We start from the raw sequence: 24167 nt of genomic DNA, 5'->3' as shown, positions 1-24167 counted from the left end.
CCTCTATCTGCTACTTACGCAGTGTGTCGTAGTAACTACGCACATGGGGGGTTTCCTGGTAGCCGCTGCTTTGAGTGGCCTCGTTTTCTGGCACTTCAGCCGAAGCTGCTTGTGCTTGGCCGGCCAATGCAGCACCTGCGGTAGCGACACCTGCCATGCCTAGTGTTTTAAGAAAATCGCGTCTTTCTATATCGGTCTGCTTCTGACGGCTCATAGCGGTTACCCCGAATTTTTATTGTGACTAGCCGAAACTGTGGTTAGCTCGGCTGGTGATAGTTGCTGAAAGTAATCGGCCTCTTTTTGAACGAAGTGCTCACCAAGAAGCCCAATCGGGCTGTAGAAAACGGCCCGCTTTGCATGTTGTAGATCTGAGAAAAACTTTCTGGCCCAAGGCGCAATATGGCGTTGCCAAAATGTGTGTTGCTGTGAATATCCATGATGATTGAGGATCATAAGGCTCATGACTTCACACAGCGCTGCAATATGATCTTCTGGTTCATAGACGTCGGGTTGGCGGACATAGCCTAGTTGGGTAAGGTCATTACGTAGCTGTACCAAGGGCTTCTCCATCAGGGAGCCTGTTAGATACCAGCAGCCGAAAGGCATTAATTCTCCACGTCCAACACCGATAAAAAGATCTTGGTATTCATCAGCTATTGAGGCTTCAGTAGCGTAGTTTGCGGTCAAGGCGAGAGCCGACCAAGCGTCAGCCATAGAGCCAGAATCATCGTTATCAGGAGTTAATGTGCTCAGCCACTCCAGCGTTTCTGCTGAGGGTGCGCTACGCAATAAATTACCTAGCAGAGCATAGATGTCTGCTCTGAGTTGGTCGTGTTCCTGTAAGGCGGGGGTTAGGTTAATCATCTCCATATCTAACCTCACAGTTCCAATTGTTTTTCAGGATGGCTACTGAGGTCAGAAAAAATATCCCTGACTCTGCAGTCCTCGCACATTTTTAAACGATTCAGTGCTTCGCCTTGAAAGAATCTGTGCTCACTGAGTTTCTCGATCATTTTGTTAACCGTTCGCTCCGGCGCGAAGCCTTTACCGCAGGAGATGCAGTTAAAAGGTTCTTCGCTTAACAGAATCTGTTGGGCGTTGCGTTGCTCTGTGAGCAATAAGCGAGGTCGCAGGCTGATTGCATTCTCGGGGCAGCTGTTCTTACATAGAGAGCATTGCACGCAGCTCTGCTCGGTAAATTTGATCGCAGGTTTATCACCGCCATCGGTTAGTGCGGAGGTTGGGCAAACCGCTACACAAGACATGCATAGCGTGCAGCGATCCGTGTCTAACATCACTTCCCCAAAGGGGGCGTTTGCCGGCATGGTAATCGTTTCTGAGGGGGACTCTACATGCTTGGCTAAAAAGTCGATTGCCGCAAACAGCGTATCCCTTTTGGCCGTTTGTGGGGTCAATGGATAAGCAGGTGAATCTTGATAATAGCTTAAGACTTCGTTGAGCTCTGTGAGCGTATGTAAGTCATCAGGTGAAATAAGGGTAAGTCGTCGCGTATCCTGCTGCAAACCATGCAGAATGGTGTGTGCCAGCTGAACCTGCTCATTGAGCAGTTGCTTCATGCTTTCAGGAATCTGCGCTGTATCCAGAAGAACCAGGTGGCTTGCTCCCATCGCAAGGGTGCCTAGCCAAATCTCCATACCTGCAGCGGCAAGCTCTTCAAGCTCAATGGGGATAATATTGCTAGGTAACTTATCAGCCCAAGCGCTGATCGCAGATTTACCTTCTTGATGGTCGTGAAACAGAAAGACCGGTTGTTGCCCTCCCGCTAGACGATAGCTATTCAATAATCGTGATAAATAGTCGATCAAGTAAGCGGGTTTCGGCATCATGTAGTGTATAGCGCCTGTCGGACATGCCGTCGTACATCCACCTGCTCCATGACACAGGTACGGATCAATCGTGATCAGTTGTTTGATCGATTTAATTGCGTCTGCTGGGCAAACATCTAAACAACGGGTGCAACCTGTTTGTCCTCTGGACGAGTGCGCGCAAATATCATTGTTGACGCTGAAATATTTTGGCTTTTCAAAGGTTCCCAAGTAACCGGGCAGCTCCGTGAGCAGCTCTCCTAAGTGGGAAGCGTTGGGCGCTATATGAAAATATCCTGCCGGTAGTAGCTCGCTCTGCAAAAAAGCGGAACGCCCCAGATCCAATATCAAATCAAAAGAGGTTCGTTTAAGTGCAAGTTGAGAAAGCTCAGCAGGGGCTCCATCAACCTCGACTAGCACGTTGAATTGTCCCATATAGCCGCCAACACTTAACAACTTACTAAAAAATGTCGGCAGTGCTTGTGTTTTTTCTAGTGCTTCCTCTAGTCCTGACTGGTCGGCTGCTTGAACGGGTTCGCTGATGAGTAAGGTTAAACTTGCCATCTCTTTCAGTTGGCAGGCGGCGAGACGAACCAAATCCTCAGGACCTATGAGAAGCAGGTGACCATGGGAATCATAGGCAACGTGCGTAGCTGCTAAGTCATGCTGGAAGATGACCTCTGAAAGCGCACTTTGCTTTGCTAGCGCATTTTTATGCTCGTTATTATCTTGCGTTCTTGTCATTTTATTATTCTCTGTTCGTCTTAGGTGCGAACAGTTGATTATTTATCGCTGTCTTATGCAGCGTTGTTCTATGTAATAAGCAACTGCCGATCCATGAGTGTTAGAAAAAAAAGCATTAGAAGTGGTGTAGAGTCGGCCACTAATTGGCTATTGGGGTTTGTGTCGGGACAATTTGTCTTAATGTCCCTAAAAAACTGGGACAATTCATCGCGTTATCCCATTAGGTCGGCTTCGCCAAGATCTTCATCAACACTCTGATTTGCTGTTTGAGGTTGAGTATCTTCGGGCTGTGCTTGGTTAGGTCGAATATCTGACTCTTCTTCAGAAGGATGATCTTGTATGGCCTCTTCAAGCTCATCTTGATGCTTGTTGACCCAGTTGCGAATTTGCTTAGCGACCTCGGCTGTCATGGACGGGATCTGACTGAAGTCACCATCGTAGTCATTTAAGCCATCTCGTAGATTAAATTCGGGCAAGTGAAACAGTTTGCGTAGGGCTTGTTGGCGTATCGCGTCGCTGACTCCTTCCGATAAAAACTGAGCAAAATTTGAATCCTGATCGAGGCTTTCTATGTCAGGCATGTCTGCATCGGTTAATGCTTCTCTATCGGAGTCTATTTCAGGGTGTGTGGCCGCGGTTGTTAAGGGCTCTGAAGTCGGCTCTGTTACCGTTGCCTCTTGAGAGGAGTCTGGTGCATTGGCGTGGCTTTGTTCTGTTCGTTTTAGCCGAGACCAGCGACCCAAAAATGATTCATCAGTTGCCACTGCTACGTCCTCCACCTTTCCGTTTTTTCTTGCGCCCCATTTCGATGAGTTCGCCATGCAGGCCTAGATAGCTTTCTATCCAGCACTGCACGGCCGGTGGCATCGGGAATGACATCACTTGATGTTCTCCATCCATGTAGGATGAGGCTTCATCTTGGCTAGCGGTTAAATGAAGAGGGGTTAGCTGGTTATCTGTTTCATCTTCATTACAAAGTAGAAAGAGGCAGGGAGCTGTCGAGTTTAAGTTGAATCGATAAGCGCTACGCTGGTCTTTATGTAACTCTAACGTTATGTAGTCATAGCCTGATTGGGGCGCCCCACCTGGAAGCAAATCATCCAGGCTCCATCGTGGGCTTTCCCATTGACCTGTCATCACCATTTCAGACTTTAGCTTTAGCTGCATGGGCCAGCGGTCGCTTGTTTTGGCGAATGTCATCGGCACTCCTTAATGGTATTACTCAATATGATTGCGTAGTAATCGTTAGCAAGCTTTGCGCCATGCTTCTAAGAACCCCATGTTTTCAAGTTGGGAGGGATGTAAAGTCGCGCTATTGGGAAGAAATATCTCAATTATTGGGACATTTTGTCCCATGCGTGGATGGTGACTGTCCCCTAAGCCTGATAAACCGGTATGGGTATGGATCTTGCTCATGGTCTACCGATTTCGGTGGAGATTCGTTTTATGAGCCAGCAGAAAGATTCGATGATTCAACTTAGCCATGCTAGCGCACCACTTACTGAAGCGGTCAGCGTCTATGATGAAACGGGAGCGTCCCGTGAAATACATGTTGCGTGTGAAAGGCCGCTGACGATTTACCTCAATAAGCGTGAGATTGTGACACTCATGACATTGGGGGCGGATCCTGAAGCATTAGTGTTGGGCTATTTACGAAATCAGGGGTTTATTCAACACCTGTCTACCGTAAGAGCGATACAGGTGGATTGGGAAGTAGAAGCTGCTGCTGTTGTTACAGATGCCGACCCTGATGATTTGGAGGAGCGCTTGAAGCAGCGTACGGTCACCACCGGATGTGGTCAGGGAACGATGTTTGGGAGTGTTATGGATAAGTTGGCTCAGATCCGTTTGCCATCTTCTTCACTACGCCAAAGTACGCTTTATAGTCTTCTCGGGGCGTTGAGTCGCCGCAATGACACTTATCGAAATGCCGGTGCAGTTCATGGCTGCGCGATTTGTGAGGGGGAGCAGGTTATTGCTTTTGTGGAAGATGTAGGTCGCCACAATGCGGTTGATACATTGGCAGGGCGTATGTGGTTGGAGGATATATCAGCACAAGACAAGGTGTTCTACACCACGGGGCGATTAACATCTGAAATGGTAATAAAAGTCGCCCAAATAGGAATCCCTATCTTGTTATCACGTTCAGGGGTGACGCAAATGGGGTTGGCATTGGCAAGAGAGTTAGGTATCACAATGCTCGGGAGGGCTAAAGGGCGGCATTTTTTGGTGTTTAGTGGGGAGAAGAACATAATTCTAGATGCGCAAGGAGAGAGGAGTGAGTGATCCGTTACCGCCTTTTATGAATGTTCGCCAACTTGCGGAATATCTCCACCTAAATGAAAAGAAGGTGTATGCGTTAGCTGCTGAGGGTGGAATTCCTGCTACTAAGGCAACTGGCAAGTGGTTATTTCCCAGAGCATTAGTGGATCGTTGGTTGCTGGATACTGCTCACGGAGGGTTGATGGCTGATCGGCTGATCATTTCCGGTAGCGATGATCCTTTACTACAGGCAACAGCTAACCGTTTGACTCAGCGGCTAAAGACGCAAGCAGTGTTCTCTTATACTGTTACAGGTACTAAATTAGGTCTTGAGTTATTAGCGCAAGGGAGTTCAGACGCTTGTGCTATTCATTGGGGGAGAGCGGAAGAAAGTGGGGTTCGTCATCCTGCTTTGTTGCAACAATACAGCGCCTCCAAAGATTGGTTGCTGGTGCACCTTTTTAAACGTCAGCAGGGTTTGATTGTTCGCCATGTTGATTATGAACGTTATCAAGATCCGAAAGAGGCTTTGTTGTTTCAAACCCGTTGGGTTATCCGTCAGGAGGGTGCAGGGTCGCAGCGATTTTTAGGCGAGTGGCTTGCTAAGCAGGGGTACCCGATGGGGCAGCTGAGCCAAACCCAGGTGGCCTTTTCTGAGCGTGAAGTCGCTTCTTTAATTGCTAAAGGGGAGGCGGATATTGGCCCGGGTACTTATAGTGCTGCTAAAGAGTTTGGGTTGGACTTTATAGAAGTTTGTGAAGAAAGCTTTGACTTGGTCATTCCCAGAAAAGTGTATTTTCGGCGTTTGGTGCAACAGCTGTTTGAGTATGTGCAAAGCCCTGAGGGGATTGCTCTGGCGCAGCGCTTAGAGGGGTATAACTTAAGTCAGTGTGGCAAATTGATCTGGTGTGCTGAGTAGTTAAGCGCCTCTAATGGCGCGGCGATTGGTACGTTCGGCCTGGGCTAGCCCATCGAGTAGTTCACTGACGCTGTCATCTTGTGAGTTGGTAGGTGTATAGTGCTCGGGTAGGCATATCGTGAAGCAGGAGCCTTGTCCCTCTTTTGACTGAACATTAAATTTTCCGCTATGGCGTTGGATAATGCCATGGCTGACGGATAGGCCAAGACCGGTTCCACTCTCCTTAGTCGTAAAAAATGGGTCGAATACCTGCCTCAAATGATGGTTGGATATTCCATGACCGAAGTCTGTTACGGAAATGCAGACGCCTTTAGTCTCGTTTTCTTCAGTCCAGTCTTGTGTGCTTACTAGAATCTTTCCGGGCCCTTGTGTTGCGTGAGCCGCATTAAGGATTAAGTTTACCAATACTTGCTGGATCTGTTGGGTGTTAAATTCAACAAGCGTTGTGGCTTGGTAGTCTAAATCTACGCTGACGTGTTGCTTATCTAAGGCGTGTCTGACCAAAAGTAACGTGTCATCACATACGGTATTAATATTTTGCACTGCATGGCTATCGACATAGGTGCCGGGACGGCTGTATTGCAATAGGTTATTGATTAATGAGCGGATACGGTAAACCTGCTGGATGATCATGTCTATTTCAGCTTGGGCTGGCTCTGCTGCTGCGCCTAACTCATCTGTTAGCAGGTCTATACTGCCTAGGATTACTGCAGCGGGGTTGTTTATTTCATGGGCAATACCGGCGGTGAGTTCTCCTAAAACCGCCAGTTTCTCCTTATCCAAGAGCTGCCGACGTGTGTTTTTTAGTAGTTTAATGTGTTGCTTTAACGCTTCGGTTCTTCGCTTTAAGGAGCGGGTGCGTTGCTCTACGGTGGCTTCAAGCTCGTCATTTGCCTTGCGAATCTGATAGTCGCGCTCTTCTAGCAGATCCAGCATTTTGTCAAACTCAATAGCAAGGTCAGCTAGTTCATCGCTGGTTTCCAACGAGCCTATACGCTGTTCCATGTTTCCTCGCCGAACAGCTTGAACGGCATCATGTAATTGGGTCAGTGGTTGCAGTAATAAGCGACCTCTCTGGAAAACTAAAGCACCGGAGAATAGCATAATGAAGCCGATCATCACTGAAGACTCTATAAGCGTCTTAAAATAAATACGATTAAAAGGGGCTTCATTAAAGCCTGTGTAAATCATCCCGATCTTTTGATTATCTATGTCGAGAAGGGGTTGGTATGCGGAGATATACCAATCATTGACCACGAAGGCGCGATTGAGCCATTTGTTACCTTGTCGTAACACATGGTCTTTTACGGCTTGGGATACGCGTGTGCCAATGGCCCTGTCGTTAACGGATAAGGTCTTTCCTAGAATGGCCTCCGGTGTTGATTGGGGTACGTTAGTGCTAATACGTACATCATCTAGAAATAGTGTAACGGTGCCGATTCCCCCTTCCGGAAGCGAGCCTTGTCCATAAACAAGGTCTCTAATCATATCGACCACATTGGTATTTCGGTTGAAGATAACCCCAGCGTCTAATATGCCTATTAGTTGGTTGAAATCATTGAACACAGGGTAGAGTGTGCGCAAGAGCATCGCTCTGTCTTCAATACTCCTATCCGTCAGTTCGGCATAAGGCGTGTCGATTAATAATATTTTTGCCTGTTGGCTAAGACCGGACTGGATACTTTCCAACTCATCTGCAGGGAGAACGCTGAGCCCCGTGATGCTCTCTCCTTTCTTTAAGGTGTCACGCTGTCGGTGGAGAGTTGCCTCTTCGCTGGCCTCCAGTTGTGCTGCTGTGATAAAACGTAAAAAGTCTAGTTTACGGCTTTGCCGCACCTCTTGGAGCTGGTTCTGAACCCCTTGCCGGTAGGCTTTGAGTAGATTGGTACGAAACTCATAGCCGTTGGCTAGCTGGATAAGTGAGTCAAGCTGTTCTCTTTGTAGAATGTTTAATGTGCCCTGGGCAACAGATAGATCGGCGCTGACTTTCATATAAAGCTGTCGGTCGGTGTAGCTGGTGGTCCAATAACCCGCCATGACCGCAAAGCCTAATGCTGTCAGCAACAAAGGCAGAACGGTTAATAGTAACAGTTTGTACTTAAGAGAATGCTGCAGCGTTTCAAAGCGAGATAGCATTCTCATCTCCACTATTCCAAAGTGTTAGCTTTCTATCCAATGTTTTACGTGATACGCCAAGGATTCGTGCTGCCGAGGATTTATTACCACCTTCCTGCTTAAGTGTATTCAGAATGTGATGCTTTTCGACTTCTTCAAGCAGCCAGCCTTCATAGTTAAGACCCCCTTCACGCTTCGGATTCTGTTGCTCATGTAGGTAGTCGGCAGGTAGTTTTCCAAGCAAAATGCAGCGCTCTATCAAGTTCTTTAGCTCCCGGATATTACCCGGCCAAAGATGTTGCTGCATGGCATGTAGGTCATCGTGGCTGAAGGGAATTGCTGGAAGCCCAAGCTCTAAAGATAGTTTAGAGGAAAAGTGGTGTACCAGTTGGGGAATATCTTCTTGTCGGTCGCGCAGTGGCGGTAATGTAATACTCAGCACATTTAGACGATAATAAAGATCTTCACGGAAATTATTCTGAGCGACTTCGTCCTTTAGTTGGCGATTGGTAGCCGCCACAATGCGTACGTCAACCGCCATCTCTTGTTCACTACCTACAGGGCGTACCGCCTTTTGCTCTAATGCGCGGAGCAGCTTGGCTTGCATGAGCAGCGGCATTTCACCAATCTCATCCAGAAATAATGTGCCACCTGATGCGTAATTGAACAGTCCATCCCTAGGCTTATTGGCTCCGGTAAACGCGCCTTTGGTATGTCCAAAAAGCTCTGCTTCGAGTAGGTCTGGAGAAATAGCCCCGCAGTTAACAGGTACAAACGGTCCACTCCTTAAACTGTGTTGGTGGAGCATTCTGGCAACCAGTTCCTTGCCGGTCCCAGATTCTCCCTCAATAAGAATGGCCGAGGGGGTCGGTGCTACGCGTTTGATAACATCCAGTACTTGTTGGATTGCTGGGCTCGTACCTATCATACCGCTGACAGGAAATCGGCTAGATACTTCCCGTTGCAAAACAAAGTTTTTTCGGGCCATGCTGCGTCTCTCTAGGCAGCGTTCGACGGCATTCATCATCTGCTCTAAGCGAAAGGGTTTGAGAATAAAGTCTGATGCCCCAACGCGAAGTGCCTGAATAGCGGTTTCCAAATCGGCATAAGCTGTCATGAAAATGATATCACTACGCCTCTCGGAGGGCTCGAGTGCTTCATGCCACTCCATGCCGGAGCGGCCAGGAAGTTTGATATCCACTATTAACAAATCGAAATGACAGCGCTTGCGTAACGCTTCTGCCTCTTCCACGCTGCCTGCTGTTTCTACCAGGGCGAACCTTTTAGAGAGTGCTTTTTGGAGAAAACTACACATGCCCTTTTCATCATCGACGACTAATACCGATACGGCGGGTTGAGCTGGCGTGTTTGTCGGTGCTTCGGTATTCATGTTTTTCCTTAAAGCGTCTATACCTGACGGCATAAGAGCGAATGGTTCTTATGGTTGAGACAATTTGTCTAGATGAATATTAATGAGGGTCATTATGACTCAGTTGCAAGGCTGGGTCATCCTGTCCATAAGGCGTAATTGTGGGAATAGATAGATTGGCACTCATATTGCTGAACGTAGTGACTGTTTAGCTCATTGCTTTCGGCAAGCCTGTGAATGGCGGTGATGTGTGAAAAAGTACTTCAAATAATTAGGATGTATGATGAAAAACTGGATATTTCGAGCCCTCGCTACTTTGGTGGTTATCTGTGCACTGCCACTCCAGGCAGAAGAATCAATCGTGCGATTAGCAACAACGACGAGCACTTATAACTCAGGCTTATTAGATGCGTTATTACCTAGCTTTGAAGCTAGGCATAATCTGAAAGTTCAGGTAATAGCGGTTGGAACGGGCAAGGCACTGCGTATGGGTGAAGCTGGAGATGTTGATTTAGTGATGACCCATGCGCCAGCCGCTGAACAGAAATTTGTTGATGCTGGGTTTGGAGTGGAGCCGACAGGCTTAATGTATAACGATTTTGTGTTGATTGGCCCTGCAGCTGACCCTGCTCAGATTAGAGGCAACCAGTCAGCTGTTGATGCTATGAAGAAAATCGCTGATAGCAACAGTCTGTTTATCTCTCGGGGTGATGATTCTGGCACGCATAAGAAAGAGAAAGGACTATGGAAGTCGGCGGGTGTAGATCACCGCTTTGAAAACTATCGTGAAGTGGGACAAGGCATGGGTAAAGTGCTTCAGATGGCGGACGAGTTGAATGCATATACGCTAACCGATCGGGGTACATGGTTAGCTTATGAATCGCGTTTGCAGCTACAACTATTAGTTGAAGGGGATGAGGGATTGTTTAACCCTTATCAGGTTATTTTAGTTAACCCATCCAAACATGAAGGCTTGAATACCGAAGGGGCTAGAGCGTTACGTGACTGGCTAATCTCGGATGAAGGGCAACAGCAGATTGATGCCTTTAAGATTAATGGTAAGCCGCTTTTTAAAGCGTCTGCAGCACGGTAATACGGATGGACCCTCTGTTAGTAACCTGCTTGGATGCGATCAAGCTATTGGTGAGTGGAGATGAAGCGCTCTGGAACATCATTGGTGTTTCTTGTCGCGTTTCTCTCACGGCGCTGAGTATCGCAGCTCTTCCTGCTGTTTTACTTGGCTTTTTGCTGGCCATGGTTAGGTTTCCTGGTAGATGGGTCGTCATTACGATTTTTCACGCACTCATGGCCGTCCCTACCGTGGTGGTCGGGTTAAGCCTTTATCTTATGTTATCTAGAAGCGGGCCGTTTGGTGATCTTCATTTGCTATTTACGCAGCCAGCTATGGTCATAGGGCAGGTTCTCTTGTGTTTTCCTGTGTTGGTTTGCATGAGCCACTCTGCGTTTCAGAGTTTAGATAAGCGAGCATGGGAAACGGCAAGGACACTGGGTGCTTCACATGGTCGAAGTTTTATTGCGTTGGTACGTGAGGCTAAGTTTGCGTTGTTAGCGACACTCGTGGTGGGATTCGGGCGGATCATTTCAGAGGTAGGCTGCTCAATGATGGTTGGCGGAAATATCATGAGTTATACGCGTAATATCCCAACCGCCATTGCATTAGAAACCAGTAAGGGTGAATTCGCTCAAGGGGTTGCTTTGGGGATCGTGCTACTCCTGCTTGCTTTGGTGCTTAACTTCTTTTTGGCCTCTTTTCGTGGTCGAGGGCAATTGGTGAGTAGCTAATATGCGTATTCAAGTTCAGGGAATTTCGAAAAAATATGGAGAACGGATGCTGTTTTCCATACCAAGCTTAGAGATCGGCTCAGGGCAAAGCTTGCATTTGCAGGGAGAGAATGGTGCTGGCAAAACGACCTTGATGAAAATTTTAGCTGGCTTAGAGAGACCTTCCAGTGGCAGTATTATTCTTAATGGTATCGACAGCCGCAGTTGGTGGAAGCGTCCCCATTATAAGGTAATTTATCTACACCAAACCCCTTTTGTGTTTTCTGGAAGTGTTTCCGATAATGTTCGTTTCGGGTTGGGTTATCAGTTTTCTTCTCGAAGGGATCTTGATAAGCGGGTGGAGGCGGTACTTGAGTTGGCAGGTTTAACTCAGTTAGCGATGCAAGAGGCAAGAACGCTATCAGGCGGGGAAAAACAGCGTCTTGCGTTGGCAAGGGCGGCTATTTTAGAGCCGTCTATGTTGATGCTTGATGAGCCGACCGCGAATTTAGATGCCGAGTCTATAAAAATTGTAACCGAGATGGTGACAAGTTTAAGTGCTCAGGAATGCTGTATTATGTTGAGTAGTCACCAAAAAACCTCATTGACCCAATTGTGCCAGAGGCAGCTTCAGTTGAAAGCAGGCCAGTTGCTAGAGGTGTTTGCAAATCCGGAGTATTCGAAATATGCCTAATCAAGAGGTCACAGGTGTTGTACTGGCAGGTGGCATGTCACGCAGAATGGGAGGCACGGATAAAGGCTGGATCGAGTTAGAAGGTAAGCCACTTATTCGTCATGCCATCGACCTAATCTCCTCGCAAGTTGCAGAGTGTTTTATCAATGCCAACCGTAGTTTGGAAGCTTATCAATCCTTGGGCTTGCCAGTCCTCATGGACTTAGAGCCGGGTTTTCAGGGGCCATTGATGGGTATGGCTACGGGCCTTGAGCATGCGAAGACACCATGGGTGGCATTTATTCCATGCGACAGCCCACGTTTACCAGTTGATACGATTGATAGGTTGTATGCAGGGGCAATCGCAGCCGATGCACAGATTGCGGTGGCCCATGATGGTAAGCGGATGCAGCCAGTCGTGGCGTTATTGCATCGTGAACTGCTAGATGACTTGAAACAATCGTTGGCTGACGGGGAAAGGAAAATTGACCGCTGGTTTGCGCGCCATACGTTTGCTGAAGTGGATTTTTCAGATTGTATTGATGCATTCGCGAATGTTAATCGCAAAGATGATCTTGACGCTCTTGTTGCCATGCCTAGGTTGTTGGGCTTCTCGGCTTGGAGCGGTACAGGAAAAACAACACTTCTTAAAAAACTCATCCCAGCACTGCGTCATGAAGGTGTCCGTTTAGCCGTGATCAAGCACGCGCATCATCAGTTTGATGTAGATCATCCCGGCAAAGATAGCTACGAGTTGAGAAAATCAGGTGCGCAGCAAATGTTGATTGCCTCTGCGAATCGTTGGGCGTTGATGGTCGATAAGGAGACACCGGAAGAGCCCGTGTTGGCTGATTTGGTAGGGAAGTTGGATCTGGCAAAATTAGACTTGGTATTGGTGGAAGGTTTTAAGCGAGAAGCGATTCCCAAGATAGAGTTACACCGGCCATCGCTAGGCAAACCGCTGATTTTTCCGGATGATCCCAATGTTATTGCAATCGCTACTGATCAGACAGATACGCTAGATACGCAACTGCCGATATTGCCACTGGGGGATGTAGATAGCATCTTGGCGTTTGTACTAAATTATGTGAGCGCGCGCTAATGGTAGAAGTCATTAGTTGCTTCGATGCTGTTGCCAACCCCGGAAAGATGTTACCGGTAGAAGAGAGTATCAATAGAATTCTGAATGTAGTGCCCAATGCGACCAAAACAGAACGTATCCCTCTTTCTAAGGCGATGGATAGAGTTCTGGCCACTGACCAGTATTCGCCGTTTAATGTCCCTCCTCATACGAACTCGGCTATGGATGGGTATGCTATCGCTTTTACCGATCCCCTACCAGTTTCGTGGCGTTTGGTTGGAGAGGCGTATGCTGGGCGAGGCTATCCTGAAAAGCTTAATCAAGGCGAAGCGGTTGCCATTATGACAGGCGCCCCAGTTCCTGAAGGCGCTGACACTATCATTATTAAAGAAGCAGCGAGCCTTAAGGGCGCAGCGCTGAGTATTCAGGGTGGTGTACAAAAAGGCCAGCACGTTCGCTTGGCTGGTGAGGATATTCCCAGAGGAAGTCTATGTCTTCCATCAGGCTCTCTACTGAGCCCCCAAGCGTTAGGTTTGTTGGCATCGATGGGGTTGTCATCGGTTGAGGTTTTTAAGCCGGTGAAGGTGGCGATCTTCTCAACGGGAGATGAAGTAGTTGATCAAGGAGAAGCCTTACCAGAATTTGGTATTTATGATACCAATCGCTTTACATTGCGCGGTATGTTGACTCGTTTAGGGTGCGAAGTCATTGACTTAGGTATTATAGAAGATGATCAGCGCAGTTTGTCAGAGGCATTAGCACTGGCGGCCTCTTCTGCGGATATCATGCTTTCCTCCGGGGGCGTGTCTATGGGAGAGGCTGACTATATTAAGTCGGCTTTAAAACAAGAAGGCCGTGTCGATTTTTGGCGCATCGCTATGCGCCCAGGCCGTCCCTTAGCGTTCGGTGATGTTGGTGGTAAACCCTTCTTTGGTCTTCCCGGTAATCCGGTGGCAGTTATGGTGACGTTTATGCAGTTTGTGCAGCCGGCATTGCGCAAAATGATGGGGCAAACAGCATGGCAACCGAATCGTATGATAGCGATTGCAGAAGAAACGTTGAAGTCCCGTCTGGGTAGGACTGATTATAGCCGAGGCGTTTACCATATTAACGAGTCGGGGCAGCTGGTGGTTCGTTCGACAGGTTCTCAGGGGTCTGGCATTCTTACCTCAATGGTGATGGCGAACTGCCTAATAGAAATTACGGATGAATTTGAGCGGATTGATGTCGGAGAGCCAGTATTGATACAACCTTTTTCGGATTTGATGTGAGAGACTCATGACTGAGCAGTTGATCGACCCTTTCGGAAGGCATATTACTTACGTTCGTCTGTCAGTGACTGATCGCTGTGACTTTCGTTGTGTCTACTGCATGGATGAGGAGATGACTTTTTTGCCTCGGCAGCAAGTCTTATCCCTTGAGGAGATACATCAGGTCGCGCGTGCATTGACCGAAATGGGAGTGACCAAAATTCGTCTCACCGGTGGAGAGCCTTTGGTGCGCAAAGAGGTATTGAGCTTATTTGAGCGCATGGGCAGCCTTCCTGGATTGAACGACTTTTGTGTTACCACAAACGGTTCGCAGTTGGTCCGCTATGCGCAAGCGCTGAGAGCTGCTGGAGTTAACCGAATTAATATTAGTCTGGATACATTGCATGCCCCGTTGTTTAAGGAGCTGACCCGCACAGGACGGTTGGAGCAAGTGTTGGAAGGAATCGAAGCTGCTAGAACAGCGGGTTTCGAGAGAATTAAGTTGAATGCAGTTATCCTCAAAGGCCGCAACGATCATGAAGTGATTGAGCTGGTGGATTTTGCACGTGAGAGAGGCTTGGATATCTCTTTTATTGAAGAGATGCCACTGGGCCAGATATCAGAGCATGATCGAGAAGCGACCTATTGCTCTAGCGATGATGTGCGAGCAATGATTCAGCAGGTTTACCCGTTGATGCCTTCATCTCTGACAACAGGAGGGCCATCGCGTTATTGGAAAATGGCCGACTCAGGCACAAGAATTGGCTTTATTTCGCCTCATAGTCATAACTTTTGTGGCGAATGTAATCGAATCCGCATCACAGTCGAAGGTAAGCTGTTACTCTGCTTAGGTAATGAAAATGCTGTTGATCTAAAGGCGGTAATGCGGCGTTATCCCGGTGATTTGGAGCGCCTCAAACATACCATCAGAGAAGCGATTACCCACAAACCCGAGAAGCATCACTTTACCACAGATGGCAGTGTGCAAATTGTCCGCTTTATGAATACAACGGGCGGATGATCCGCTATCATAATGTGTCCATCAAGCGTTGCTAATTGGATAATTGATGATAAACCTTGCATCACTCTCATTTCATTTTGACCCCGTTGAAGACCGTATTCGCTTGATCGGTAATTTATCGAATAGCCATCAGCGGGTCGACTTTTGGCTGACTCGTCGCTTAGTTCTGCGATTGCTGGACGCCTCTGATCAACTCATTAAAAAGACATCGGAAAAAGTGAGCCAAATGCCCGCTGAACATCAGTCGGCGATGGCGCAGTTTGAGCACGATGAGGCTCAGCAGCAACAGTCCGTATTAAAAGAGGAATCGTTAGACCACACGGATGAAACGGTGCAATTACTGCAACGTCTTGATATTAGCTTCCGTGATGGACGTTATCAGTTAGGCTTCTTTGAAAATGGCCAGGCTGAGGCAACGGGCTTTAGTATTTTGTCTTATGCCGAGATGCATCAGATTTTGCATTGGCTGCATAAAGGGTGTCAGCAACTTGAGTGGGGTGCACCTTCAGTGCTCTTTGACTCAGGAGAAATCGAGAAGAGACTCCAGTAGTGGCGTATCAAGCAGATGCCCCCCGAAAGCCATTTGTAACGCGGGGTTCAAGGGTTATACGTTGTGAAACCTGTTTGTTGCCAGCCCAGCGTTGCTTATGTACAGATAAGCCTGGCGTCGCAGCTAAAGCCGTTTTTTGGTTATTAACCCATCATGATGAATTTTATAAGCCAAGTAATACCGGCCGTTTAATTGTTGATGCGATCCATGGTTCAAAAACCTTTGAGTGGTCGCGTACTGATCCTGATCCTGATTTTATTGCGCTATTGTCGGATGCGCGGTACCGACCCTATTTGGTGTTTCCTCAAGAGGCAGATTATCAGCAAAGAATGGTGGATGTTGAAGCGGTTCAGCGGCCAGATGAGCGTATTCCTGCCTTTATTATTCTGGACGGGACTTGGCGACAAGCTCGCCGTATGTTCCGTTTAAGTCGTTACCTTGATGCACTGCCAGTGTTTGAACCTACGGTAACGGGTTTGTCCCGCTATCAGCTTCGGCAATCGGCACAGCCCCATCACCTTTGTACGGCAGAAGTGGGCGCTGCCGTATTAAGAGATATACAAGATGAGCAAAGTGCATCTGTACTTGATGCTTATTTTGACCTGTTCAACGCAGAATATTTTGCATCACGGCGTTCCGCGGATACAAAGGGTGCCGCTTTAGCGGCACGTGAGCAACTGCAGTACCTAATGGCTAGTAAGCCGGACTAATTAGCTTCCAATAAAAAAGTAACCGGGCCGTCATTAAGTAATGAAACCTGCATGTTAGCGCCAAACTTTCCTGTTTCTACCTGATTATGCTGTTGCTTAGCTTGGTGAACAAAATAGTCATACAGTGCCTTACCGTGTTCAGGTGAGGCGCCGTTAGAGAAACCTGGCCTGAGTCCTTTATTGGTATCAGCTACTAAGGTGAATTGAGAGACCACTAATAACCCGCCTTCTGTTTGTTCAAGACTCAAGTTCATCCGATCTTCCTCATCAGCGAAGATACGGTAGCCCAAAACTTTTTTGAGTAGCTTGTCGGCTTGGGCTTGGGTATCGTCTCGCTCAATGCCCAGCAGTAGCAGAATACCCGACTGAATTTCACCTATACGTTTTTGATCGACATCCACAGATGCGGATTTGACTCTTTGTATGAGTCCTTTCATTCGAGAATCTCCTAAGCCAAGCTGCGAGCAAACTCATCTGTTGCCCTTATCAGATTATCAGTAATGGCTGCTTCAAAAGCCGAATGGCCCGCTTCTCTTACGATATGCAGCTCCGCTTCTGGTAGTGCTTTATGCAACGTGTACGCTTGCTCAATAGGACATACCATATCGTAACGGCCATGGATAATGGTGGTGTTGATATGGGTTATTTTGTGCGCATTATCGAGAATCTGGTTTTCATGTATGAAGCCGTGGTTAACAAAGTAATGGGCCTCTATACGCGCTATCGACAATGCGGTATGCGGGTCAGCATAATGATCAACCAAGTGGTTATTGGGTACCAAAGTCGAGCAGCGTCCTTCCCAAGTAGACCAGGCTTTGGCTGCAGACATACGCTCTAATTCATTCGCTGAGGTAAGCCGCTTATGGTAGGCATGGACTAAATCGCCCCGCTCAGCGGCAGGGATCGGCTGGGTAAAGGCTTGCCAGTAATCAGGGAAGATTGCGCTGGCTCCCTGTTGATAGAACCAGCGAATATCCTGCTGGCGACAAAGAAAGATCCCTCGAAGAATTAAGCCGCAAACCCGAGAAGGGTGCTGTTGCGCATAGAGTAAACTCAAGGTTGATCCCCAAGATCCACCAAATAGAAGCCACTCATCCACGCCGAGCTGAGTGCGAATCGTTTCCATATCCGCTATTAAATGTTCTGTGGTGTTATGGGCGAGATCGGCATGAGGGATTGATCGTCCGCAGCCGCGTTGATCGAATAAAATAATGCGATACTTTTCCGGATTAAAAAAGCAGCGGTGTGCGCTACTGGTTCCGCCACCGGGGCCGCCATGAACGAAAAGCACCGGTATCCCCTCGGCATTACCGCTTTCTTCTACATAAAGCGTATGCTGATCACTGACGTTAATGTGGTGTTCTTTATAAGGGTGGATATCGGGATAGAGAGTACGCATGATCTGTCCTTGTTGAGGCTTCGCCTTGCTCTAGTATAAGTCTCCGAAGAGATGAAGGAAATCTAAGGCATGAAAAAGGCGACCGAAGTCGCCTTTTAGGATTGTTTGCGATTACTTACCGCTACGAGCGAAGCGTTTGCGCTCGTTTTCGGTTAAGAATTTTTTGCGCAAGCGGATGTGATTAGGCGTTACTTCTACCAATTCATCATCTTCAATGAAATCCAATGCCTGTTCCAGTGTGAAACGAATCGCTGGCGTTAGCTGGATGTTTTCATCAGTACCTGATGCACGTACGTTGGTTAGCTGCTTACCCTTGATTGGATTAACGGCCAAGTCGTTACTACGGCTGTGGATACCCAGAATCATGCCTTCATAAACTTCAACGTTTGGCACGATGCATAGACGGCCACGTTCCTGCAGGTTCCATAAGGAGTAGCCCAGTGCTTTACCGGTTACCATGGAAATCAGCACACCGTTATTACGGAAGACGACTTCACCTTCTTTAACAGGACCGTAGTGATCAAAGATTGACGTCATGATGCCGGTGCCGGATGTCATCGTCAGGAATTGGCTACGGAAGCCGATCAAGCCACGTGAAGGAATCAAGAAAGATAGACGAATACGACCCGTACCATCCACTTCCATGTTTGTCATATCACCTTTGCGCTTACCCAACTCTTCAATGATGCTGCCTTGATGTTGTTCTTCAACATCAATCATCACCATTTCGTAAGGCTCTTGAATTTCGCCATCAACCACTTTTTGAATAACTTCAGGACGCGATACACCCAGCTCGAACCCTTCACGGCGCATGGATTCAATCAATACCGATAAGTGAAGTTCGCCACGGCCTGAAACACGGAACTTCTCAGGAGAGTCGCCTTGTTCAACACGTAATGCTACGTTGTGGATTAGCTCACGGTCTAAGCGGTCTTTGATATTACGGCTGGTTACGAATTTGCCGTCTTGACCTGCAAAGGGTGAATCGTTTACTTGGAATGTCATCGAAACGGTAGGCTCGTCAACACTCAAAGCTGGCAAAGCTTCTACTTGTTCTGGATCACATAAGGTATCAGAGATGTTGAGTTCATCGATACCGGTTACACAAACAATATCACCAGCACGTGCTTCGGTAACATCAACACGCTCCAAGCCAAGATAGCCCATGATTTTTTGAATCTTACCGCTACGGACTTTACCTTCGCGATCGATGATTTTTACAGGGTTGTTTAACTTGGCGACACCGCGTTTTACTCGGCCAACACCGATAACGCCTACATAGCTGTTGTAATCCAGTGCAGAGATCTGCATCTGAAATGGACCTTCCATATCCACTTGTGGAGGGCTAACGTGTTCGATAATCGCTTCGAACAGCGGTGTCATATCGTCCGCAAGGTTGTCGTGTTCGGTACCTGCAATACCATTCAAGGCAGAAGCATAAATGATTGGAAAGTCGAGCTGTTCATCTGTAGCACCTAGTGAATCAAACAGGTCGAATACTTTATCAACAGCACCGTCTGGATTAGCGCCTGGACGGTCGACCTTGTTAACTACAACAATCGGGCGTAAGCCTTGGTCGAAAGCTTTCTGGGTTACAAAGCGAGTTTGTGGCATAGGGCCATCAACCGCATCAACCAGCAAGCAAACACAGTCAACCATCGATAAAACACGCTCTACTTCACCACCAAAGTCGGCGTGGCCTGGTGTGTCTACGATGTTGATGTGGTAGCCATTCCACTCAATGGCTGTGTTTTTCGCCAGAATGGTGATGCCGCGCTCTTTCTCCTGATCGTTGGAGTCCATAATGCGCTCAGCGCCTTCATCTCGACGCCCCAGAGTGCCTGATTGCTGCAGCAATTTGTCAACCAGTGTGGTTTTACCATGGTCAACGTGGGCAATAATGGCGATATTTCTCAGCTTCTCAATCACGTGGAAGTACCTTAAAGGAGTTTCATAAAGCGCGCATTATACACTCAATTGTTGCTGTTGATCTTAATTAATAATTAGGTTTATACGTCTTTTTTACACAAGCCATTTATTGTGGCTTGGAGTATGATGCTAATCGGGCAGCGCAGTGAGCTATGGAGCGGTGTTTTTGTTCCATAATGGTGCAACTTGCTGTGTTATGCTCTTTTTTGGTGCACGAAGAGTGATCAAAATGATGCGCTAGCGACCTAAAATCAAGCGTTTGTATATTGGCACGCTAGTTGCTTTAGAAGAATCAACCGGCTTCGGCCGATATTTTCAAGACCGGATTAAAACGCGTCTGGCAACGTCTAATTGTGGAGAGAGCCAAATGTCAGAGAAGACTCTGAAGTTAATTGAAGAAAATGATGTTAAGTGGGTTGATATGCGATTCACTGACACCAAAGGTAAAGAACAGCACGTTACCATCCCTGTTCATCAGATGGGCGACGACTTCTTTGAAGAAGGTAAAATGTTTGATGGTTCTTCTATTGCTGGTTGGAAGGGCATCAATGAGTCTGACATGATTTTGCTGCCAGATGACAGTGCATCTGTATTGGATCCTTTCTCTGAAGAGTCAACGGTTATCGTTCGCTGTGACATCGTTGAGCCTGCAACAGGACAGGGCTACGAGCGTGATCCACGTTCTGTTGCGCGTCGTGCAGAAGAGTATTTGAAGTCTACAGGTATTGCTGACACGGCAATGTTCGGTCCCGAGCCTGAGTTCTTCGTATTTGATGAAGTACACTTCCATTCTGATATGAGTGGTTGTGGTTACACCGTTTCTTCTGAAGAAGCTGCATGGTCTTCTAACAGCAAGTTTGAAGGCGGTAATACAGGTCACCGTCCACGTGTGAAGGGCGGTTACTTCCCAGTTCCTCCTGTCGATTCTCTACATGACCTGCGTGGCAACATGTGTAACGCCATGACAGCAATGGGCTTAGATGTTGAAGTTCATCACCATGAAGTAGCAACCGCTGGTCAGTGTGAAATCGGTGCAGGTGCTAACACGCTAGTTAAAAAAGCTGACGAAGTTCAGGTTTTAAAATACTGCGTACACAACGTTGCACATGCTTACGGCAAAACAGCGACATTCATGCCTAAGCCAATCGTAGGCGACAACGGTTCTGGTATGCACGTTCACCAATCTTTGTCTAAAGATGGTGTAAACCTGTTTGCTGGTGATGCTTATGCAGGTATGAGCGAAATGGCTCTGTATTACATTGGCGGTATCATCAAGCACGCTAAAGCGTTGAATGCTATCACCAACCCAGGTACTAACTCTTACAAGCGTTTGGTTCCTCACTTTGAAGCACCTGTTATGCTGGCATACTCTGCTCGTAACCGTTCTGCTTCTATTCGTATTCCATACGTTACTAACCCTAAAGCACGTCGTATTGAGACGCGCTTCCCTGATCCAATCGCTAACCCGTACCTGTGCTTTGCTGCATTGATGATGGCGGGTCTGGACGGTATCCAGAATAAGATCCACCCAGGCGATGCTGCAGATAAAGATCTATACGACTTGCCTGCTGAAGAAGCAGCTGAGATTCCACAAGTTGCTGGATCTTTGGAAGAAGCATTGGCAGCTCTGGATTCTGACCGTGAGTTCTTGACAAAAGGCGGCGTGTTCACTGATGACATGATCGATGCTTATATTGCTCTGAAACAAGAAGAAGCAGATAAGATCAACCAGACAACTCACCCGCTTGAGTATGACCTGTACTACTCTGTATAAGTCAGTTGCTTAGTTAATAAAAAGCCTCCTTCGGGAGGTTTTTTTTTTGCCTGTATTTATTACAGGCGACATTACGATGCACGTGTTTTTCTGTTGTGCACTATAATGGTGCAATAAGTTCTTCACTTCGTTGCAGGGTTTAGGGATAAACATGGGGAAGTATCGATTTGACGCGAATATTGGTGTGTTGCCCTAGTTTGGGAAGTTGGCTCAATTTTTGCTGCTTTAAGCTATGTAATGGATGGTGCGCGGATGCTTAGAAAACAAACACATAAACAGATACTTGAGAACCTCTCTACCAGTGTCATCTTACTCGATGATCAGTTATGTATTGAGTACATGAACCCGGCTGCTGAGATGCTCTTGGCGGCCACATCGAAGCGCCTGAGTAGTGTTGGGGTGGAGCAGTGGTTAACTCAGGATGCTTCGGAGATAGAAGTACTAAAAGCGTCTGTTTATTCAGGGCACTCCTATACCCGCCGCGAGGCTAAATTGATCTCAATGAGCGGGGATGAGCTAACAGTTGATTACAGTGTTAATCCTATCCCGTGGGATAGAAGTAGTACTTTGCTGATCGAAATTCAGGCAAGGGACCGTTTGTTAAGGATTGAGCGGGAGGAGGAGCTGTTATCACATCATGCTACGACACGTAATTTAGTTCGCGGTATGGCACATGAGATTAAAAACCCCTTAGGTGGAATTCGTGGTGCAGCGCAACTGTTGGAGCGTGAGTTGGCTGATGTCTCACTTCATGAGTACACCCAAATCATTATCGAAGAAGCTGATCGCTTACGGAATTTAGTGGATAGATTGTTGGGCCCGCGACAGCTACCTAATATGACGAATGTCAATATCCATGCTGTACTTGAACGGGTTTGTTCATTAGTTTCAGCTGAGTCGGCAGGAGAAATTGAGTTAAAGAGGGACTACGATCCGAGTATTCCTGAGTTTATGGGAGATTCTGAGCAGTTAATACAAGCGGTGCTGAACATTGTGCGCAATGCCATGCAGGCTCTGCGGGAGAATATGTCTGATTCACCTGAAATACTGCTTCGCACTCGCGCAAAGCGTCAAGTGACGCTAGGAGCTGAAAGGCATCGCTTAGTTTGTTGCTTGGAGATTATTGATAATGGCCCTGGAATTCCAGAAGGGATGAAACAGATGGTTTTTTATCCAATGATCAGTGGGCGAGCAGAAGGAACAGGGCTAGGTTTATCTATAGCGCAATCCATTATTAATCAACATCACGGGCTTATCGAGTGCGCTAGTGAACCAGGTATGACCCGTTTCTCTCTCTTTATTCCTTTGGAGCAAAAGCATGACGATGTCCGGTAATGTGTGGATAGTGGATGATGATCGGTCGATCCGGTGGGTGCTGGAGAGAGCTTTGAGCCAATCGGGCTTTTCAATTACGACATTTGAAGGTGCCAACGAAGTACTTGGTCAGCTAGCGAAAACTCAGCCTGATGCCATCATCAGTGATATTCGTATGCCGGGTATGGATGGGTTGGAGCTATTGGAGCGAATTCAGGCCGATTATGCAGGCATCCCGATCATAATAATGACGGCACACTCAGATCTGGATAGTGCGGTATCTTCCTATCAAGGTGGGGCGTTTGAATATCTACCTAAGCCGTTTGATGTGGATGATGCGGTTGCGCTCGTAAAGAGAGCGGTTGAGCACGCTTATGAGCAGCGAAAGGAGGCCGCTCCTTTGGCCCCGGAATTGGACACCGCTGAAATTATCGGTGAAGCCCCTGCTATGCAAGAAGTGTTTAGGGCAATAGGGCGATTGTCCCACTCCAATATTACTGTGCTGATCAATGGCGAGTCGGGCACGGGTAAAGAGTTAGTAGCTCATGCTTTGCATAAACATAGCCCCAGGGCTAAGCAGTCCTTTATTCCACTGAATATGGCTGCTATTCCTAAAGATCTGATTGAGTCAGAACTGTTTGGCCATGAAAAAGGTGCATTTACCGGTGCCGCCGCTGCGCGTCGTGGGCGGTTTGAGCAAGCAGATGGTGGTACGCTGTTTCTTGATGAAATAGGTGATATGCCAGCCGAAACTCAAACGCGTTTGCTTAGAGTGTTAGCGGATGGCGAGTTTTACCGGGTAGGTGGGCACACACCGGTAAAGGTTGATGTGCGTATTATCGCAGCGACGCATCAAAACCTTGAGTCTTTGGTTGAGAGTGGGCGTTTTCGGGAAGACCTTTTCCATCGGCTCAATGTCATCCGTATTCATATCCCTAAGCTTGCCGAGCGAAGAGAAGATATCCCCAAGCTTGCACGCTACTTTCTGACACGTTCTGCAGAAGAGCTGAGTGTTGAGCCTAAAGTATTGCGCCCTGAAACCGAGCACTATATGTGTAATCTGGCTTGGCCGGGTAATGTTCGACAACTCGAGAACATATGTCGCTGGTTAACGGTTATGGCCTCTGGACGCGAAGTTCTGGTGTCTGATATGCCTCCTGAGCTAGTGGAGCAGCAAGGTGAAGCTGGCGTGACTACTTCCAATTGGGAGCAAGCGCTCAAAAATTGGGCTGATCAGCAGTTAGCGTCCGGACGTCAGCATATTCTCGATACAGCCGTACCCGCATTTGAACGTATTATGATCGAGACGGCGCTCAAGCATACAGCCGGGCGCCGGCGTGATGCGGCTGAGCTTTTGGGATGGGGGCGAAACACACTTACCCGAAAAATTAAAGAGCTGAACTTACAGGTTGATGATGACTGATTAGCCGGTGCTTTGTGGGGCAGGTT

At 47.6% G+C, this 24167-nt stretch carries 23 protein-coding genes; 13 read left to right on the top strand and 10 right to left on the bottom strand.

The window, feature by feature from the left end; genetic code table 11:
* Positions 1-10: 10 nt before the first annotated feature.
* The 5 genes from F0U83_RS15015 to F0U83_RS14995 all read right to left on the bottom strand — a co-directional run bounded on the left by F0U83_RS15015 (position 11) and on the right by F0U83_RS14995 (position 3770).
* The gene (locus tag F0U83_RS15015) at positions 11-214 is read right to left on the bottom strand and encodes a twin-arginine translocation signal domain-containing protein (protein ID WP_138989044.1); all 204 of its coding nucleotides are present in this window, start codon (positions 212-214) and stop codon (positions 11-13) included.
* A 5-nt stretch (positions 215-219) separates the two neighbouring features.
* The gene (locus F0U83_RS15010; RefSeq protein ID WP_138989043.1) at positions 220-870 is read right to left on the bottom strand and encodes a TorD/DmsD family molecular chaperone; all 651 of its coding nucleotides are present in this window, start codon (positions 868-870) and stop codon (positions 220-222) included.
* 8 nt (positions 871-878) lie between these two features.
* Positions 879-2570 (bottom strand): 4Fe-4S binding protein, encoded by a 1692-nt coding sequence (locus F0U83_RS15005; RefSeq protein WP_138989042.1) that lies wholly within the window; start codon positions 2568-2570, stop codon positions 879-881.
* Between the two features lie 212 nt (positions 2571-2782).
* Positions 2783-3334, bottom strand: a complete 552-nt coding sequence (locus tag F0U83_RS15000) for a DUF3306 domain-containing protein (RefSeq protein WP_170221947.1) — start codon at positions 3332-3334, stop codon at positions 2783-2785.
* Positions 3324-3770, bottom strand: coding sequence for a DUF3305 domain-containing protein (locus tag F0U83_RS14995; protein WP_138989040.1), 447 nt, complete (start codon positions 3768-3770; stop codon positions 3324-3326). The genes F0U83_RS15000 and F0U83_RS14995 overlap by 11 nt, the downstream gene beginning before the upstream one ends.
* 246 nt (positions 3771-4016) lie before the next feature.
* Between F0U83_RS14995 and fdhD the strand changes: the two genes are divergently transcribed.
* Both fdhD and F0U83_RS14985 read left to right on the top strand, forming a co-directional pair.
* On the top strand, positions 4017-4856 hold the full coding sequence (fdhD, locus tag F0U83_RS14990; RefSeq protein WP_138989039.1) for a formate dehydrogenase accessory sulfurtransferase FdhD: 840 nt from the start codon (positions 4017-4019) through the stop codon (positions 4854-4856).
* A complete protein-coding gene (locus F0U83_RS14985) occupies positions 4849-5751 on the top strand; it encodes a helix-turn-helix transcriptional regulator (RefSeq protein WP_170221945.1) in 903 nt (300 codons plus the stop codon). The genes fdhD and F0U83_RS14985 overlap by 8 nt, the downstream gene beginning before the upstream one ends.
* Here F0U83_RS14985 and F0U83_RS14980 read toward each other — a convergent pair whose 3' ends face one another.
* Both F0U83_RS14980 and F0U83_RS14975 read right to left on the bottom strand, forming a co-directional pair.
* Positions 5752-7887 (bottom strand): sensor histidine kinase, encoded by a 2136-nt coding sequence (locus F0U83_RS14980; protein WP_170221943.1) that lies wholly within the window; start codon positions 7885-7887, stop codon positions 5752-5754.
* Positions 7871-9256 carry a sigma-54-dependent transcriptional regulator gene (locus F0U83_RS14975; RefSeq protein WP_138989037.1) on the bottom strand — a complete coding sequence of 462 codons (1386 nt, stop codon included), beginning with the start codon at positions 9254-9256 and terminating at the stop codon, positions 7871-7873. Before F0U83_RS14975 ends, F0U83_RS14980 begins: the two co-directional genes overlap by 17 nt.
* A gap of 262 nt (positions 9257-9518) precedes the next feature.
* On the opposite strand from F0U83_RS14975, the gene F0U83_RS14970 reads away from it, so the two are divergent.
* The 8 genes from F0U83_RS14970 to F0U83_RS14940 are packed head-to-tail and all read left to right on the top strand — an operon-like array spanning position 9519 to position 16302.
* On the top strand, positions 9519-10328 hold the full coding sequence (locus F0U83_RS14970) for an ABC transporter substrate-binding protein (RefSeq protein ID WP_138989036.1): 810 nt from the start codon (positions 9519-9521) through the stop codon (positions 10326-10328).
* A gap of 5 nt (positions 10329-10333) precedes the next feature.
* Positions 10334-11038, top strand: coding sequence for an ABC transporter permease (locus F0U83_RS14965; protein ID WP_138989035.1), 705 nt, complete (start codon positions 10334-10336; stop codon positions 11036-11038).
* Between the two features lie 46 nt (positions 11039-11084).
* Entirely contained in the window at positions 11085-11711 is a 627-nt protein-coding gene (locus F0U83_RS14960; RefSeq protein ID WP_170221941.1) for an ABC transporter ATP-binding protein, read from the top strand.
* Complete coding sequence (gene mobA, locus F0U83_RS17435) at positions 11704-12792, top strand: molybdenum cofactor guanylyltransferase MobA (protein WP_211343721.1); 1089 nt, start codon at positions 11704-11706, stop codon at positions 12790-12792. The genes F0U83_RS14960 and mobA overlap by 8 nt, the downstream gene beginning before the upstream one ends.
* Entirely contained in the window at positions 12792-14042 is a 1251-nt protein-coding gene (locus F0U83_RS14955; RefSeq protein ID WP_211343720.1) for a bifunctional molybdopterin-guanine dinucleotide biosynthesis adaptor protein MobB/molybdopterin molybdotransferase MoeA, read from the top strand. The genes mobA and F0U83_RS14955 overlap by 1 nt, the downstream gene beginning before the upstream one ends.
* Before the next feature lie 7 nt (positions 14043-14049).
* On the top strand, positions 14050-15042 hold the full coding sequence (gene moaA / locus F0U83_RS14950; protein WP_138989033.1) for a GTP 3',8-cyclase MoaA: 993 nt from the start codon (positions 14050-14052) through the stop codon (positions 15040-15042).
* Between the two features lie 46 nt (positions 15043-15088).
* Positions 15089-15592, top strand: a complete 504-nt coding sequence (locus F0U83_RS14945) for a hypothetical protein (protein ID WP_138989032.1) — start codon at positions 15089-15091, stop codon at positions 15590-15592.
* Positions 15592-16302, top strand: coding sequence for a tRNA-uridine aminocarboxypropyltransferase (locus F0U83_RS14940; protein WP_138989031.1), 711 nt, complete (start codon positions 15592-15594; stop codon positions 16300-16302). Before F0U83_RS14945 ends, F0U83_RS14940 begins: the two co-directional genes overlap by 1 nt.
* Here F0U83_RS14940 and dtd read toward each other — a convergent pair.
* The 3 genes from dtd to typA form a co-directional block, all read right to left on the bottom strand.
* Positions 16299-16739 carry a D-aminoacyl-tRNA deacylase gene (dtd, locus tag F0U83_RS14935; RefSeq protein ID WP_138989030.1) on the bottom strand — a complete coding sequence of 147 codons (441 nt, stop codon included), beginning with the start codon at positions 16737-16739 and terminating at the stop codon, positions 16299-16301. The genes F0U83_RS14940 and dtd overlap by 4 nt on opposite strands.
* 11 nt (positions 16740-16750) lie before the next feature.
* Positions 16751-17701 carry a prolyl aminopeptidase gene (gene pip, locus F0U83_RS14930; protein ID WP_138989029.1) on the bottom strand — a complete coding sequence of 317 codons (951 nt, stop codon included), beginning with the start codon at positions 17699-17701 and terminating at the stop codon, positions 16751-16753.
* Positions 17702-17812: 111 nt separating this feature from the next.
* A complete protein-coding gene (gene typA / locus F0U83_RS14925; protein ID WP_138989028.1) occupies positions 17813-19630 on the bottom strand; it encodes a translational GTPase TypA in 1818 nt (605 codons plus the stop codon).
* A 367-nt stretch (positions 19631-19997) separates the two neighbouring features.
* Between typA and glnA the strand changes: the two genes are divergently transcribed.
* The 3 genes from glnA to glnG all read left to right on the top strand — a co-directional run bounded on the left by glnA (position 19998) and on the right by glnG (position 24141).
* Positions 19998-21404 carry a glutamate--ammonia ligase gene (gene glnA / locus F0U83_RS14920; protein WP_138989027.1) on the top strand — a complete coding sequence of 469 codons (1407 nt, stop codon included), beginning with the start codon at positions 19998-20000 and terminating at the stop codon, positions 21402-21404.
* A 252-nt stretch (positions 21405-21656) separates the two neighbouring features.
* Positions 21657-22739, top strand: coding sequence for a nitrogen regulation protein NR(II) (glnL, locus tag F0U83_RS14915; protein WP_138989026.1), 1083 nt, complete (start codon positions 21657-21659; stop codon positions 22737-22739).
* Complete coding sequence (gene glnG / locus F0U83_RS14910) at positions 22723-24141, top strand: nitrogen regulation protein NR(I) (RefSeq protein WP_138989025.1); 1419 nt, start codon at positions 22723-22725, stop codon at positions 24139-24141. The genes glnL and glnG overlap by 17 nt, the downstream gene beginning before the upstream one ends.
* The last annotated feature ends 26 nt before the right edge of the window (positions 24142-24167 follow it).

This window comes from Neptunomonas concharum (genome assembly GCF_008630635.1).
Lineage (GTDB): Bacteria > Pseudomonadota > Gammaproteobacteria > Pseudomonadales > Balneatricaceae > Neptunomonas > Neptunomonas concharum.
This window is presented reverse-complemented; position numbering and strand designations above follow the sequence as displayed.

Bases quoted from the DNA above. Each gene is read 5' to 3' on its own strand.
- F0U83_RS15015 (WP_138989044.1), bottom strand. From the start codon at position 214: ATGAGCCGTCAGAAGCAGACCGATATAGAAAGACGCGATTTTCTTAAA.
- F0U83_RS15010 (WP_138989043.1), bottom strand. From the start codon at position 870: ATGGAGATGATTAACCTAACCCCCGCCTTACAGGAACACGACCAACTC.
- F0U83_RS15005 (WP_138989042.1), bottom strand. From the start codon at position 2,570: ATGACAAGAACGCAAGATAATAACGAGCATAAAAATGCGCTAGCAAAG.
- F0U83_RS14995 (WP_138989040.1), bottom strand. From the start codon at position 3,770: ATGACATTCGCCAAAACAAGCGACCGCTGGCCCATGCAGCTAAAGCTA.
- fdhD (WP_138989039.1), top strand. From the start codon at position 4,017: ATGAGCCAGCAGAAAGATTCGATGATTCAACTTAGCCATGCTAGCGCA.
- F0U83_RS14980 (WP_170221943.1), bottom strand. From the start codon at position 7,887: ATGCTATCTCGCTTTGAAACGCTGCAGCATTCTCTTAAGTACAAACTG.
- F0U83_RS14975 (WP_138989037.1), bottom strand. From the start codon at position 9,256: ATGAATACCGAAGCACCGACAAACACGCCAGCTCAACCCGCCGTATCG.
- F0U83_RS14970 (WP_138989036.1), top strand. From the start codon at position 9,519: ATGAAAAACTGGATATTTCGAGCCCTCGCTACTTTGGTGGTTATCTGT.
- F0U83_RS14965 (WP_138989035.1), top strand. From the start codon at position 10,334: ATGGACCCTCTGTTAGTAACCTGCTTGGATGCGATCAAGCTATTGGTG.
- F0U83_RS14960 (WP_170221941.1), top strand. From the start codon at position 11,085: ATGCTGTTTTCCATACCAAGCTTAGAGATCGGCTCAGGGCAAAGCTTG.
- mobA (WP_211343721.1), top strand. From the start codon at position 11,704: ATGCCTAATCAAGAGGTCACAGGTGTTGTACTGGCAGGTGGCATGTCA.
- F0U83_RS14955 (WP_211343720.1), top strand. From the start codon at position 12,792: ATGGTAGAAGTCATTAGTTGCTTCGATGCTGTTGCCAACCCCGGAAAG.
- moaA (WP_138989033.1), top strand. From the start codon at position 14,050: ATGACTGAGCAGTTGATCGACCCTTTCGGAAGGCATATTACTTACGTT.
- F0U83_RS14945 (WP_138989032.1), top strand. From the start codon at position 15,089: ATGATAAACCTTGCATCACTCTCATTTCATTTTGACCCCGTTGAAGAC.
- dtd (WP_138989030.1), bottom strand. From the start codon at position 16,739: ATGAAAGGACTCATACAAAGAGTCAAATCCGCATCTGTGGATGTCGAT.
- pip (WP_138989029.1), bottom strand. From the start codon at position 17,701: ATGCGTACTCTCTATCCCGATATCCACCCTTATAAAGAACACCACATT.
- glnA (WP_138989027.1), top strand. From the start codon at position 19,998: ATGTCAGAGAAGACTCTGAAGTTAATTGAAGAAAATGATGTTAAGTGG.
- glnL (WP_138989026.1), top strand. From the start codon at position 21,657: ATGCTTAGAAAACAAACACATAAACAGATACTTGAGAACCTCTCTACC.
- glnG (WP_138989025.1), top strand. From the start codon at position 22,723: ATGACGATGTCCGGTAATGTGTGGATAGTGGATGATGATCGGTCGATC.